Raw genomic sequence first — 13130 nt, 5'->3', positions numbered from 1 at the left:
CCGATGTCGCTGGTGGAGAACGAGGATTACGAGCACCCCTCGCTGGAATTGCTGGCCGAGCCGCCGGTGACCGGCACCGAGGAAGTCGATGCCGACGTGCTGGAGCAGAACGCGCTCAACCTCCAGCAGACGGTGCAGGATTTCGGCGTGCGCGGCGACATCCTCGCCGTCCGCCCCGGCCCTGTCGTGACCCTGTACGAACTGGAGCCTGCCCCCGGCACCAAGTCGAGCCGCGTCATCGGCCTCTCGGACGACATCGCCCGCTCGATGTCGGCTGTCTCGGCCCGCGTGGCGGTGGTGCCCGGCCGTAACGTCATCGGCATCGAACTGCCCAACGAGACCCGCGAGACCGTCTACCTGCGCGAGCTGTTGTCCTCGGCCGATTTCTGCATCAGCAAGCACAAGCTCGCCCTCTGCCTCGGCAAGAACATCGGCGGTGAGCCGATCATCGCCGATCTCGCCAAGATGCCCCACCTGCTGGTGGCCGGCACCACCGGTTCGGGCAAGTCGGTGGCGATCAACACGATGATCCTCAGCCTGCTCTACCGGATGAAGCCGGAAGAGTGCCGCCTGATCATGGTCGATCCCAAGATGCTGGAACTGTCCGTCTATGACGGCATCCCGCACCTGCTCTCCCCCGTCGTCACCGACCCGAAGAAGGCGGTCATCGCCCTCAAATGGGCCGTGCGCGAGATGGAGGAGCGCTACAAGAAGATGTCCAAGATCGCGGTCCGCAACATCGACGGCTACAATGCCCGGATGGCGGAAGCGCGGGCCAAGGGCGAGATCATCACCCGCGAGATCCATACCGGCTTCAACCGCGAGACCGGCCAGGCCGTGTTCGAGACGGAGGAGATGGACCTCTCGGCCCTGCCCTACATCGTCATCGTGGTCGACGAGATGGCCGACCTGATGATGGTGGCCGGCAAGGACATCGAAGGCGCGATCCAGCGTCTCGCGCAGATGGCGCGTGCCGCCGGCATCCACCTCATCATGGCGACGCAGCGTCCCTCGGTGGACGTCATCACCGGCACGATCAAGGCGAACTTCCCGACCCGGATCTCCTTCCAGGTCACCTCGAAGATCGACAGCCGGACGATCCTCGGCGAGATGGGCGCCGAGCAGCTGCTGGGCCAGGGCGACATGCTGTTCATGGCAGGTGGTGGCCGCACCACCCGTGTCCACGGCCCGTTCTGCTCGGATTCGGAAGTCGAGAGCGTGGTCGCCCATCTCAAGCGCCAGGGCCGGCCGTCCTATCTCGAAGCCGTCACCGTGGACGAGAACCCGCCCGAGGAGAAGCCGGCCAAGGCCTCCAAGGCCGACAAGGCGGCGGCCGCCGAGGCCGAGGAGATCGACGCGCCGATCTTCGATGCCGGCGCCTATGCGGGCGGCGGGATCGATGCGGGGGCCGACCTCTACGACCAGGCGGTGCAGGTGGTGATGCGGGACCGCAAGGCCTCCACCAGCTACATCCAGCGCCGCCTGCAGATCGGCTACAACCGCGCCGCCTCGATCATGGAGCGGATGGAGGTCGAGGGCATCGTGGGCCAAGCCAACCACGCCGGCAAACGCGAGATCCTGATGGAAACCGCGCCGTCCAGCATGGGGTCGATCTCCATGTCCTCGTCGATGATGGACGATGACGAGTGAGACGTGATCCGCTGGACCGATTCCGTCGAACCGGCTGATCATCGAAGAACGAGATGTACCGCGGGTACCCTCTCCCACACGGGAGAGGGAGCCCCGCGGCGACCGCACGATCCGAGGCGATCGAGCGGAGAACGGTATGAGTACCGTCCGTCTCCCTTTTGGGGCGAGGGAGGTCCCGTCCCATATTCGCCACAGGGTCGAGTTCTAAGCCGAACCCCACCCGACTTCGGAGAACGCCCCAGGATGACCGGCCGACGCCACCTTCTCGCCGCCGGCTCGCTCCTCGTGCTGGCGGCCGGCCTCCAACCCGCGCCGGCCACGGCGCAGGTCTCGTCCTTCCTCGACGGTCTGTTCGGCCGCAAGGAGCAGCCCGCGCCGGCCCCCGCTCCCGAGCCGGAAGCGCCCCCGGCCGCTCCCACCGCGCCGAAGAAGCCGGCGGCCCAGGCGCCCAAACCCGCCAAGGACGCCAAGGCGGGGGCGGACAAGGCCGCCTCCGGCGCGAAACCCGCCGCGAAGGCCGCGCCCTCGGACGCGCCCGCCAAGGTCGCCGCCGTCGGCGCCCCCACCGCCGCGTCGTCCATGCTGGATGCCGAGCCCGCCGCCGTGCTCGCCCAGGCCAATGCCTATTTCAACGGAATGACCACGCTCAGCGGCAACTTCGTCCAGATCGCCGCCGATGGGCGCCGCATCGGGGGCAAGCTGACGCTGGCCAAGCCTGGCCGCCTGCGTTTCGACTACGACCAGCCCTCCCCCATGGAGGTGGTGGCCGACGGCACGTCGGTGGCGGTGAAGGACCGCAAGCTGAAGACCCAGGACCTCTACTTCATCTCGCAGACGCCGCTGAAATTCCTGCTGCGCGACAAGATCGACCTCGCCCGCGACCTCACCGTGTCGGACATCGCCAACGATCCGGGCGGCATCCGCATCTCGCTGGAGGACCGTGCGACACTGGGCGGTACCTCGAAGATCCAGCTGTTTTTCGACTCCGAAGTGAAGACGCTCAGCCAGTGGCGGATCACCGATCCGCAAGGCTACCAGACCACGGTCCAGCTCTCGAACCTGCAGAAGGGCAAGGCCATCGACGGCAGCCAGTTCTTCATCAATTACGGGCGCAGCGAGGACAAGGCAATGGAGAAGCAGATCAAGGCGCAGTGAGGGCCATTCCCATCCGGGGTGGAGGGGAGAAGGGCGTCTCGCTCATCCAGCTCCCCAATCCGTGGCCGTCGAGGCAGAGCCCCTTGCACCGGGTGCCGGATCACTGTGAGCTGCCGCTTCAGGCGGCCGGGACAGGCCAATTTTGCGGAAGCATCGAGCCGGAAGATCTCCAGCGTCATACGCGGACGCTCTGGCTCAGACCTCGATGGATACCCCCTTGGCGGCCAGCTGCTTGGCTTTCTCGCTCGCTTTCGGCGCGACGGTTTCGCCCACCGACTTCGTCATGAAGTCCAGGCTCAGCGACGTCAGTTTTCCGTCCTTCAGGACCATTGTCTTCGAGAGTTCCAGCGACGTCGATAGGCGCGTGGTGAACCGGCTCTGTGCCGCACTTCTCTCGTCGTCGTCCCTGGCGGCGGCCTTCTCCTTCTCGAAGGCCTCCATGGCCTTCTGAGCTGCCTTCATGGAGTTGAGGGAGGCGATCTCCTTGAATTCCTTGGCGAGGTCGGGATCTTTTTCGAAAATCTCCTCCATCGTCTTCTTGTATGGGCTGTCGGTTCTGAGATTCCCAAGATCGTCGAGCTGCAGCGTGAACGATTCGTCCGCGGGAATGGATTTGTCCGCAAACGCCTTGAGCAGTTTCTGCGTTAGGGCGTCGGTCCGCTCTTTGAGCATCGTCTCGAACGGCGTGACGTCCTTGGTCCTCGTCGACGTTCCCACGAGGCTGGCGAGTACCGATCTGGCATTGGCGCTCAGGTCGATCACGGCGGCGGGTTTCGTCACGGCGGATGAGGCCGTCGCGGCGGGAGCTTGTGCCCCGTTCTGCGACTTGTCGGCGCCGGGCCTGCCAACAGTCGTCCCCGCCGTCGATGCTGCTGCGATTGCGGTCATGGCGGTTAACCTTGCGGTTGTGGTCTTGCCGCAAGCATATAGGACAACGTTACTAACTGTGGATTAACTCACACAACCTAGGCGGGAGTTATTTCCCTCGCGTGGAGGGAGGATCGATCTATCGGAAGCACGACGGGCTCCGGGCCATGCCGGCCTCGGCTCTTCGAGGAGCGGTTTGGAGGCTTACGACGCTTGAAGGCTCATTTCCGGGCTGCCGCTCCGCCAACGGTTCAGCTCGGCATCGATCGCGTCTTGCGTGCCCCGCATGAACTCTCCGCCCGAGAGGCCCGGCTTCAGGGTTTCCAGGTAGCTCACCACCACCGTCCCGGGGATGTGGCGCGAGCCGCCATGCGGCCAGTACAGGCCCGAATTCACCGCCACCGGCAGGACGGGCAGTCCGAGCTTGGCATAGAGCAGCTCGACCCCGCGCTTGAACTGCACCGGCGCGTCGATGGTGCTCCGGGTGCCTTCCGGGAACATCAGGATGGAGCGGCCTTCCGCGATGGCGAGGCGGCTCTCGTCGATCATCGTGCGCAGGGCCTGGGTGCCGTTGGCCCTGTCGATGATGATCATCGGCGAGCGGCGCAGGAACCAGCCCACGATGGGAATCGCCACGAGTTCGCGCTTGGCCACGATGGCGACGTTCGGGATCAGGATGAGAAAGGCCAGGGTCTCCCAGGCCGATTGGTGGTTGGCCACGATCAGGCACGGCTCGGAGGGGATGCGCGCGCGCCCCTCCTCCACATAGGTCAGGCCGACGATGTGACGCAGGCCGAACAGGATGCCGCGCGACCACAGCCGCGTCGCCGCACGGATCGGCCGTGTCGGGCAACCGAGGATCGCGAGCACCACGAGGGGCAGCGCGAAACAAGCGGTCCAGGCGGCCCAGTAAATATTGAAAAGCGCAGAGCGGGTGCGCGACACGACGGGCGATCCTTCCAGTATCTGCGACGGCGCATCCCTCTCGACGATGGAACGCGGCAATTGTGCGGCGACGGGCGGGCCGATCCGGTCTATCGAAGCGGCCGGTCCCGATCCTTATGACATATGTGAGCTAGACCCGTTGCGCCTCTCCGTCACCACCTGGAACATCAATTCGGTGCGGCTGCGCATCGATCTCGTCCTTCGGTTTCTCGCCGAGGTGAAGCCCGACGTGCTCTGCCTGCAGGAGACGAAGTGCCCGGACGATGCCTTTCCCCTCAAGGCCTTGCGCGGCTCGGGCTACGAGAACGTCGTGTTCGCCGGCCAGAAGGGCTATAACGGCGTCGCCATCCTATCGCGCTTTCCCCTGCTCACCCGCGACGTCATGGCCTTCTGCGGGAAGCCGGATGCCCGCCACATCTCGGCCGTGCTCGGGCCGGAGGCGGGCGCTGCCGCCGGCTTCGTGATTCATGACTTCTACGTTCCGGCCGGCGGCGACATTCCGGATGCCGGCCTCAACCCGAAATTCGCCCACAAGCTCGATTTCCTCCGCGACCTGCGTGAATGGGGCGGGCGGCGCATGGCCGGCCCGGCGATCCTGGTGGGCGACCTCAACGTGGCGCCGCTCGAGCACGACGTCTGGTCGCACAAGCAGCTTCTCTCCGTCGTCAGCCACACGCCGGTAGAAACGGAAGCGCTGGAGCTCTTGCGTGGTGAGGCCGGCTGGATCGATGCCGCCCGCGTCCTGACGCCTGAGCCGGAGAAGATCTACACGTGGTGGAGCTACCGCTCGCCCGACTGGTCCGCCGCCAACAAGGGGCGTCGCCTCGACCATGTCTGGGTCTCGCCGGATCTCGACGGCACCGCCCGCGCGGTGGACGTCTTCCGCGAGGCACGCGGCTGGGAGCGTCCCTCCGACCATGTCCCGGTCACGCTGACGCTGGAGCTTTGACGGGCCGTCGCATCCCATCTGTGCAGCCGGCCAAGGAACGCAACGCCGGGCCGATCATTGCTCTCCAGACAGGCGGCTCCGGATGGAGTCGTATCTTTTTCCCTTTCCGGAGTGTCGCGCATGCGCAAGCTGATCCTCGCCTTCCTTCTCCCCAAAGTCGTCTCCTACCTCCGTCGCCGCTATTCCGGTCGCTCGGGTCGCCCGACGGCCTGAAGGTAGCTCCCCGCCCGTCCTTCGAGTGTCGGAGGACGGGCGGCACGCATCACTCTCGTCACGTTGCGGCTGGCCCCGCGCGCTGTTAAGCTTCCCTTTGCATCAAGAGTCGCGGCGACGCCCGACGCCAACCTGCTGATCCGAGCAAGGTGGAGCCCTCATCGACTGGAGGGGATGTGGCCGAACCGGCAACGAAACGGGTTTCGCCACGCGTCGCTTCGGCTCTCCTGCGGGACCGACGGAAGGCGAAGCGACGATGAAGACCGAACCCCAGCAATTCGCCAGCGACAATTACGCCGGCATCTGCCCCGAGGCCTGGGCCGCCACCGAGGCGGCCAATGGCGGCTCGGTGCCCGCCTATGGCGAGGATGCCTGGACGAAGCGGGCATCGGACGCGTTCCGCGACCTGTTCGACAAGCCGGATGCGGAGGTGTTCTTCGCCTTCAACGGTACCGCCGCGAACTCCCTGGCGCTGGCCTCCCTGTGCCAATCCTACCATAGCGTCATCTGCTCGGCCTCGGCCCATGTGGAGACCGACGAGTGCGGCGCGCCGGAGTTCTTTTCCAACGGCTCGAAACTGCTTGTGGCGGCGAGCGCCGACGGCAAGCTTACCCCCGCTCTCATCCGCGGGCTCGCCTCCGGCCGCTCGGACATCCACTTCCCCAAGCCCCGGGTCGTGACCATTACCCAGCCAACCGAGACGGGGCAGGTCTATACGCTCGACGAGATTCGGGCGATCTCCGCTGCCTGCCGTGAGCTTGGTCTGCGCCTCCATATGGACGGCGCACGCTTCGCCAATGCTTGCGCCAGCCTCGGCTGCGAGCCCGCGGAGATGACCTGGAGGGCCGGCGTCGATCTGCTCTGCTTCGGTGGCACCAAGAACGGAATGGCGGCAGGCGAGGCGATCCTGTTCTTCGATCCTGCCCTCGCCGAGGATTTCGGCTATCGCTGCAAGCAGGCGGGTCAACTCGCCTCGAAGATGCGCTTCCTCACCGCCCCCTGGGTCGGAATGCTGGAAGGCGGCGCCTGGCTCCGCAACGCGGCCCATGCCAATGCCTGCGCGCAACGCCTCGCCGCTTCGGTGGCGGAATGCCCCGGCTTCACCGCCATGTTCCCGGTGGAGGCCAATGCGGTGTTCCTGAAGGCCTCCCCCGAGCGGCTGGAGGCTTTGCGGGAGAGGGGGTGGCGTTTCTACACGTTTATCGGCGGAGGCGCCCGGTTCATGTTCGCCTGGGATTCCGATCCGGATCGGATCGACGCCTTGGTTCGGGACATCCGCGGCGTGAGCGAGGCGCTGACGGCCTGATTCGTCAGGCGCTTCCATCGAGCTACCCGATGAAGCAGTTGGAAAGTCTCAGTCGGGCTTTTTTGGCGTAGGCATCGTCGTCGAGAATTCCTTGACTGCAGCCTCGGTCTGTAGCGCCACCAGATTCTTCATATCCACCGGAACGACGGACCAGACGACGGCGGCGATGAATAAAGCTGCTGCGATCGTGTACGAAAACGTTTCAAGCACACCCAGCCATCCGAGTAATAGGGGGACGAGGCTGAGAATCAGGGAGACGAATGCTGAATTGAACAAGTAATAGCTTGCGCCGAATGTTAGTGCCGCGAAGGCTATTGGCTTCAGGATTTTTACCGCGATTCTATCCATTGTGTTTCCGGCGACATGGTAAATTGTTAGGCGACAGGGGATCGCCGACTAGCCCCAACCATATGAATGTTCTGGTGGTCCATGACAACGATTGAATTAAGCGCCGACTGTAACGCTGCGATGAAAGAGATGTCGGCAGATCGGCCGACACTGTGCTGAATCAAGGCGTTGGCGCGGGTGCCGGGCCGGCATAACAGTTTGGGGAATTCTGTTCCCCGGCCCGGCAACGGCCCGCCGGGGTGCCGCGGGGGGTGGCACGCGACCCGGATTCGTGTATGTGTCTCGGTGCCTCGACCCGGAAACGGGCACGGGGCCAAACCTGCTTGTGAACGCGACCGTGCTGGACGACATCCCGGCACAGGCCCCGTCCCAGGCTGAGGCGGTCCCTCCCGAGGAGGACCGTCTCGACCCGAAAACCCGTATCGAAAGGGAATGCGATGTCGATTTCGGCCGAGCGCAAGACTGCGCTCATCAAAGAATACGCGACCGGCGGCAAGGACACCGGTTCTCCGGAGGTCCAGGTGGCGATCCTCACCGAGCGGATCACCAACCTCACCGGTCACTTCAAGACCCACGGCAAGGACAACCATTCCCGCCGCGGCCTCCTGAAGATGGTCTCGCAGCGCCGCTCGCTGCTCGACTATGTCAAGCGCAAGGACGAGGCCCGCTACCGCAGCCTCATCGAGCGTCTCGGCATCCGCCGCTAAGGCGATTTTCGCGGTCCCGAGCCTGGCTCAGGGCCGCGTTTCATTGACGTCCCGCGCTGCCGGAATGGGTCTGGCCGCGCGACCATCGGGCCGCTTCGAGGCGCACTCGTCGGGGACAGGATCGCCAGGAGTTCTTCGCCGGTCCGGCGCGGAACTCCTCGCCGTCTTGCCCCTGGCGGCGCCGGGCACGCCCGACCGCAGGAAGGCATGACATATGTTCGACGTACAACGTGAAGAGCTGATCTGGGGCGACCGCAAGCTCGTCCTCGAGACGGGCAAGGTCGCCCGCCAGGCCGACGGCGCCGTGATGGCGACGTATGGCGAGACCTCGGTGCTGGCCACCGTCGTGTCGGGCAAGGAGCCCAAGGCCGGAATCGACTTCCTGCCGCTCACCGTGAACTACCAGGAGCGCGCCTACGCCGCCGGCCGCATCCCCGGCGGATACTTCAAGCGCGAAGGCCGTCCCTCCGAGAAGGAGACCCTGGTCTCCCGCCTCATCGACCGCCCGATCCGTCCGCTCTTCGTCGAAGGCTGGCGCAACGACACCCAGGTCGTCGTCACCGTCCTGACCCACGATCTCGAGAACGATCCCGACATCCTCGCCATGGTGGCGGCCTCTGCCGCCCTCACCCTGTCGGGCGTGCCCTTCACCGGCCCGATCGGCGCGGCCCGCGTCGGCTACGTGAACGGCCAGTACATCCTGAACCCGCCGGTTCCCGAGCTCGAGAACTCGACCCTGGATCTCGTCGTCGCCGGCACGCAGGACGCCGTGCTGATGGTGGAATCCGAGGCCAAGGAGCTCGATGAAGAGACCATGCTCGGCGCCGTGATGTTCGGCCACAAGCATTTCCAGCCGGTCATCGACGCAATCATCCGCCTCGCCGAGAAGGCCGCCAAGGAGCCCCGCAACTTCTCCGCGCCCGAGAACGGCGACGTGGAGAAGGCCGTGCTCGACGTCTGCGAAGCGGAACTCCGCGACGCCTACAAGAACACCGTGAAGCAGGAGCGCTACGCCGCCGTCGACGCCGTCAAGGCGAAGGTGATGGCCGCGCTCTGCCCCGCCGAGGGCGAGGCCAAGTTCCCGGCCGAGAAGGTCAAGGCCGCGTTCAAGGAAGCGCAGTCCAAGGTCGTCCGCTGGAACATCCTCGACACCGGCTCCCGCATCGACGGACGCGACGTCCGCACCGTGCGCCCGATCGTGTCGCAGGTCGGCGTGCTGCCGCGCGCCCATGGTTCGTCGCTTTTCACCCGCGGCGAGACCCAGGCCCTCGTGGTCGCCACCCTCGGCACCGGCGAGGACGAGCAGTTCATCGACGCGCTGGAAGGCACCTACAAGGAAACCTTCCTGCTGCACTACAACTTCCCTCCCTACTCGGTGGGCGAGACCGGCCGCATGGGCTCCCCGGGCCGTCGCGAGATCGGCCACGGCAAGCTCGCCTGGCGCGCCGTGCACCCCGTCCTGCCGCCGGCCCACGAGTTCCCGTACACGATCCGCGTCGTGTCCGAGATCACCGAGTCCAACGGCTCCTCCTCGATGGCTTCCGTCTGCGGCGCGTCGCTGTCGCTGATGGATGCCGGCGTGCCCCTGCGCCGTCCGGTGGCGGGCATCGCCATGGGCCTCATCCTCGAGGGTGAGCGCTACGCCGTGCTGTCCGACATCCTCGGCGACGAGGATCACCTCGGCGACATGGACTTCAAGGTGGCGGGCACGGAAGCCGGCATCACGTCGCTGCAGATGGACATCAAGATCGCCGGCATCACCGAGGAGATCATGAAGGTCGCCCTGCATCAGGCGCAGGAAGGCCGCGTCCACATCCTCGGCGAGATGGCCAAGGCCCTCACCGATGCCCGTCCCGAGCTCGGCGAATACGCGCCCCGCATCGAAACCATGCAGATCCCCACCGACAAGATCCGGGAAGTGATCGGCACCGGCGGCAAGGTGATCCGCGAGATCGTCGAGAAGACCGGCGCCAAGATCAACATCGACGACACCGGCACGGTGAAGATCGCCTCCAGCGACGGCAAGGCCATCAAGGCCGCCTATAACTGGATCCGGTCGATCGTGGCGGAAGCCGAAGTCGGCATGATCTACGACGGCACCGTCGTGAAGTGCATGGAGTTCGGCGCCTTCGTGAACTTCTTCGGCGCCAAGGACGGCCTCGTCCACATCTCGGAACTCGCTGCCCAGCGCGTCGCCAAGGTGACGGACGTCGTCAAGGACGGCCAGAAGGTCAAGGTGAAGTTCCTCGGCGCGGACGATCGCGGCAAGATCCGCCTCTCCATGAAGGTCGTCGACCAGGAGACCGGCGAGGACCTCACCGAGAAGCTGAAGGCCGAGCGCAACGCCGAGCAGGACCGCGCCCGCGGACCCCGCCAGGACGCGTAAGCCGTCTCAGCCCTGAGGGTTGATCGAGAATGAGAAGCGCGGCTCCGCAAGGGGCCGCGCTTTTCGTTTGGGGCGAGGATGCGTCAACGCCCCGGTCCGGTCGTGAGGAACACCCATCCTCCCGCCGCGTTCGCCCCGCGACGCAACACGAGGAGTATGTGCGACCATGGCCGATCCGATGATTCCGAGCATCTTCGAAGGCGAGACCAACCTGTCGACCACCGAGCGGGCCGTGTCCGTCGTTCTGGGCCTCGGCATCGCCGCCGCCGCCGCCCAGCCCCGCCCGAACAAGTGGCTCAGCCTGGCGGCCCTGGTGGTCGGCGCCGGCCTCGCCATCCGGGGTGCCACCGGTCATTGCCCGGCCAAGTCCGCCGGCTACCTTTCCTGAACCGGACCACGAAAAAGGGGCGCTCCGATGGGGCGCCCCTTTTGTCTGTCCGATGAAATGCGAGAGGCGCGGACCCGAGGCCCGCGCCGTCACGTCCGTTCAGAGGGTGGTGGTGCGGCGGCTGGCGATGAAGCCGTAGATCGCGAGCACGACGATGGCGCCGACCACGGCTCCGATGAAGCCCGCGCCCTGGTTCGGACCGTACCAGCCGAGCGCCTGACCGAGGAAGGTGGCGACGAAGGCGCCGATGATGCCCAGGATGGTGGTGAGGATGAACCCTGCAGGCTCCTTGTCGCCCGGCATGATGAACTTGGCGACGACACCGGCCAGGAAGCCGATGATGATGGTCCAGATGATATCCATGAGCTGATCCTCGAAACGCGGTGGCCGGGATTGTCCCGCCCGGACTTGACCGTTTGTGCTCATGCAACGCCGCATCGCGGGATGGGTTGCGCCGCGGGACGGCGATTGTGTCGCATTCTCGACCTTGGCCGCCGCCCTCCCCTTTACGCGGATGCGTGGCGCGCGGCACAACGCTTGCCCCGACGATGCGCCCGCGCGGCGCCCCATGAAGAGCGATCCATGACCACCATCACCCGTTTCGAATCCGGCGCCCGCATGAGCCAGGCCGTCACCTATGGCGAGATGGTCTACCTCGCGGGCCAAGTGGCGGGGACGACGGTGGGGGCCGGCGTGACCGCGCAGACGCAGGAAGTGCTCTCCGAGATCGACCGGCTGCTGGCGCTGGCCGGCAGCGACAAGACCCGGCTCATCTCCGCCACGATCTATCTCGCCGACATGGCGACCTTCGCCGAGATGAACGCGGCCTGGGATGCCTGGGTCTCGAAGGAGAACCCGCCCACCCGCGCCACCGTGGAGGCCAAGCTCGCGGGGCCGGAATACCTCGTGGAGATCGTCGTCGTCGCGGCCAAGCTCCCCGCCTGATCCCGACCCGGTCCCGAGACAAGAGAGCCCGCCGATGCGTCGTATCGTGTTCGCCGTCCTGATGATCGCGCTGGCGCTCAGCCTTCTCGGGTCCCTGTTCCTCGCCTTCGCCCTCCTCAATTCGGCGGGGGCGAAGGCGCAGGAGCGCGTGGTCAACATCTACAACTGGTCGGATTACATCGATCCGAAATCCCTGGAGGCCTTCACCAAGGAGACCGGGATCAAGGTCGTCTACGACACCTACGACAACAACGAGATCCTGGAGACGAAGCTGCTCGCCGGCCAGTCCGGCTACGATCTCGTGGTGCCCACCGGCCCGTTCCTGCAACGGCTCATCAAGGCCGGCGTGTTCCGGCCCCTCGACAAGGCCAAGATCCCGAACCTGAAACACGCCTGGCCCGAGATCGCCCAGCGCCTCGCGGTCTACGACCCCGGCAACACCTACGCCGTCGATTACATGTGGGGCACCACCGGCATCGGCGTGAATTTCGGCCCCGTGCGCGAGCGCCTCGGCCCGAACCAGGCGCTCAACACCTGGACCCTGGTGCTCAACCCCACCCTGATGGCCAAGCTCAAGGATTGCGGGGTGATGATGCTCGACAGCCCCGAGGACCTGATCCCCAGCATGCTGCCGGCCTACGGCCTCAAGCCCGACACCAAGCGCTGGGACGACATCTCCCAGGTCACCGACGCGCTGTTCAAGGTGCGCGGCTCGGTGCGAAAATTCCACTCCTCGGAATACATCAACGGCCTCGCCAACGGCGATCTCTGCCTCGCGGTCGGCTATTCCGGCGACGTGATGCAGGCCAAGAAACGCGCCGAGGAATCGAAGAACGGCGTCGAGATCGCCTATTTCATCCCGAAGGAAGGCGCGCTGATGTGGTTCGATGCCCTCGCCATCCCGAAGGACGCGCCCCACCCCGAGGAGGCCCACATCTTCATCGACTACATGATGCGCCCCGACGTGGCGGCGGCCAACACCAACTTCGTCGCTTACGCCAACGGCAACCTCGCCGCCAAACCGCTGGTGAAGCCGGAGATCCTCAACAACCCCGGCATCTACCCGGACGACGCGACGATGCAGCGGCTCTTCACCAACCAGGCCTGGGATGACCGGACGCAAAGGTTCGTGACGCGGAATTGGACGCGGGTGCGGACGGGGCGGTGAAAGGAGGGCTCGAACTGGTGGAACGAGTGTCACTCCTTTTACGCATCAGGCAAATCGTCGTTGTCCTCGTCGAATGAATGCCCGGCAATTCTCCGTTCATATC

Annotated in this window: 13 protein-coding genes and 1 riboswitch; of the genes, 9 read left to right on the top strand and 4 right to left on the bottom strand. The window is 65.6% G+C overall.

The genetic code is table 11. The annotated features are described in order from the left end of the window. Both IPV08_RS23580 and IPV08_RS23575 read left to right on the top strand, forming a co-directional pair. Positions 1 to 1650 (top strand): DNA translocase FtsK (locus IPV08_RS23580; RefSeq protein ID WP_281435367.1); only part of this gene is annotated, 1650 nt, incomplete at its 5' end. Positions 1651 to 1893: 243 nt separating this feature from the next. Then, positions 1894 to 2805, top strand: a complete 912-nt coding sequence (locus tag IPV08_RS23575) for an outer-membrane lipoprotein carrier protein LolA (RefSeq protein ID WP_207414209.1) — start codon at positions 1894 to 1896, stop codon at positions 2803 to 2805. A gap of 195 nt (positions 2806 to 3000) precedes the next feature. Here IPV08_RS23575 and IPV08_RS23570 read toward each other — a convergent pair whose 3' ends face one another. Both IPV08_RS23570 and IPV08_RS23565 read right to left on the bottom strand, forming a co-directional pair. Continuing rightward, entirely contained in the window at positions 3001 to 3693 is a 693-nt protein-coding gene (locus tag IPV08_RS23570; RefSeq protein WP_207414207.1) for a hypothetical protein, read from the bottom strand. A 183-nt stretch (positions 3694 to 3876) separates the two neighbouring features. Then, positions 3877 to 4617: a lysophospholipid acyltransferase family protein gene (locus IPV08_RS23565; protein ID WP_348646187.1), complete on the bottom strand. Its 741-nt coding sequence runs from the start codon at positions 4615 to 4617 to the stop codon at positions 3877 to 3879. Between the two features lie 139 nt (positions 4618 to 4756). On the opposite strand from IPV08_RS23565, the gene IPV08_RS23560 reads away from it, so the two are divergent. Further along, the gene (locus tag IPV08_RS23560; RefSeq protein ID WP_207414203.1) at positions 4757 to 5566 is read left to right on the top strand and encodes an exodeoxyribonuclease III; all 810 of its coding nucleotides are present in this window, start codon (positions 4757 to 4759) and stop codon (positions 5564 to 5566) included. A gap of 307 nt (positions 5567 to 5873) precedes the next feature. Continuing rightward, positions 5874 to 5985: riboswitch (SAM-I-IV-variant riboswitch) on the top strand. 50 nt (positions 5986 to 6035) lie between these two features. Then, positions 6036 to 7085, top strand: a complete 1050-nt coding sequence (locus IPV08_RS23555) for a low specificity L-threonine aldolase (protein WP_207414201.1) — start codon at positions 6036 to 6038, stop codon at positions 7083 to 7085. Positions 7086 to 7133: 48 nt separating this feature from the next. Here the strand turns inward: IPV08_RS23555 and IPV08_RS23550 are convergent, their stop codons facing one another. Further along, a complete protein-coding gene (locus IPV08_RS23550) occupies positions 7134 to 7433 on the bottom strand; it encodes a hypothetical protein (protein ID WP_207414199.1) in 300 nt (99 codons plus the stop codon). Positions 7434 to 7870: 437 nt separating this feature from the next. Between IPV08_RS23550 and rpsO the strand changes: the two genes are divergently transcribed. The 3 genes from rpsO to IPV08_RS23535 all read left to right on the top strand — a co-directional run bounded on the left by rpsO (position 7871) and on the right by IPV08_RS23535 (position 10914). Further along, positions 7871 to 8140, top strand: coding sequence for a 30S ribosomal protein S15 (gene rpsO, locus IPV08_RS23545; RefSeq protein WP_018044126.1), 270 nt, complete (start codon positions 7871 to 7873; stop codon positions 8138 to 8140). 214 nt (positions 8141 to 8354) lie between these two features. Then, the gene (gene pnp, locus IPV08_RS23540) at positions 8355 to 10526 is read left to right on the top strand and encodes a polyribonucleotide nucleotidyltransferase (RefSeq protein ID WP_018044127.1); all 2172 of its coding nucleotides are present in this window, start codon (positions 8355 to 8357) and stop codon (positions 10524 to 10526) included. Between the two features lie 166 nt (positions 10527 to 10692). Continuing rightward, the gene (locus IPV08_RS23535; RefSeq protein WP_207414197.1) at positions 10693 to 10914 is read left to right on the top strand and encodes a DUF2892 domain-containing protein; all 222 of its coding nucleotides are present in this window, start codon (positions 10693 to 10695) and stop codon (positions 10912 to 10914) included. A 99-nt stretch (positions 10915 to 11013) separates the two neighbouring features. Here IPV08_RS23535 and IPV08_RS23530 read toward each other — a convergent pair whose 3' ends face one another. Continuing rightward, positions 11014 to 11277, bottom strand: coding sequence for a GlsB/YeaQ/YmgE family stress response membrane protein (locus tag IPV08_RS23530; RefSeq protein ID WP_056427555.1), 264 nt, complete (start codon positions 11275 to 11277; stop codon positions 11014 to 11016). Between the two features lie 219 nt (positions 11278 to 11496). Here IPV08_RS23530 and IPV08_RS23525 point away from each other — a divergent pair, with 219 nt between their 5' ends. Beyond that, entirely contained in the window at positions 11497 to 11859 is a 363-nt protein-coding gene (locus IPV08_RS23525; protein ID WP_207414194.1) for a RidA family protein, read from the top strand. Positions 11860 to 11893: 34 nt separating this feature from the next. Then, positions 11894 to 13027: a polyamine ABC transporter substrate-binding protein gene (locus tag IPV08_RS23520; RefSeq protein WP_207414192.1), complete on the top strand. Its 1134-nt coding sequence runs from the start codon at positions 11894 to 11896 to the stop codon at positions 13025 to 13027. The last annotated feature ends 103 nt before the right edge of the window (positions 13028 to 13130 follow it).

Source organism: Methylobacterium sp. SD274, assembly GCF_017355285.1.
Classification (GTDB): Bacteria; Pseudomonadota; Alphaproteobacteria; order Rhizobiales; family Beijerinckiaceae; genus Methylobacterium.
This window is presented reverse-complemented; position numbering and strand designations above follow the sequence as displayed.

What these genes read in the sequence shown, in the direction of transcription:
- IPV08_RS23575 (WP_207414209.1), top strand. Translation starts at nt 1,894, where the DNA reads ATGACCGGCCGACGCCACCTTCTCGCCGCCGGCTCGCTCCTCGTGCTG.
- IPV08_RS23570 (WP_207414207.1), bottom strand. Translation starts at nt 3,693, where the DNA reads ATGACCGCAATCGCAGCAGCATCGACGGCGGGGACGACTGTTGGCAGG.
- IPV08_RS23555 (WP_207414201.1), top strand. Translation starts at nt 6,036, where the DNA reads ATGAAGACCGAACCCCAGCAATTCGCCAGCGACAATTACGCCGGCATC.
- IPV08_RS23550 (WP_207414199.1), bottom strand. Translation starts at nt 7,433, where the DNA reads ATGGATAGAATCGCGGTAAAAATCCTGAAGCCAATAGCCTTCGCGGCA.
- rpsO (WP_018044126.1), top strand. Translation starts at nt 7,871, where the DNA reads ATGTCGATTTCGGCCGAGCGCAAGACTGCGCTCATCAAAGAATACGCG.
- pnp (WP_018044127.1), top strand. Translation starts at nt 8,355, where the DNA reads ATGTTCGACGTACAACGTGAAGAGCTGATCTGGGGCGACCGCAAGCTC.
- IPV08_RS23535 (WP_207414197.1), top strand. Translation starts at nt 10,693, where the DNA reads ATGGCCGATCCGATGATTCCGAGCATCTTCGAAGGCGAGACCAACCTG.
- IPV08_RS23530 (WP_056427555.1), bottom strand. Translation starts at nt 11,277, where the DNA reads ATGGATATCATCTGGACCATCATCATCGGCTTCCTGGCCGGTGTCGTC.
- IPV08_RS23525 (WP_207414194.1), top strand. Translation starts at nt 11,497, where the DNA reads ATGACCACCATCACCCGTTTCGAATCCGGCGCCCGCATGAGCCAGGCC.
- IPV08_RS23520 (WP_207414192.1), top strand. Translation starts at nt 11,894, where the DNA reads ATGCGTCGTATCGTGTTCGCCGTCCTGATGATCGCGCTGGCGCTCAGC.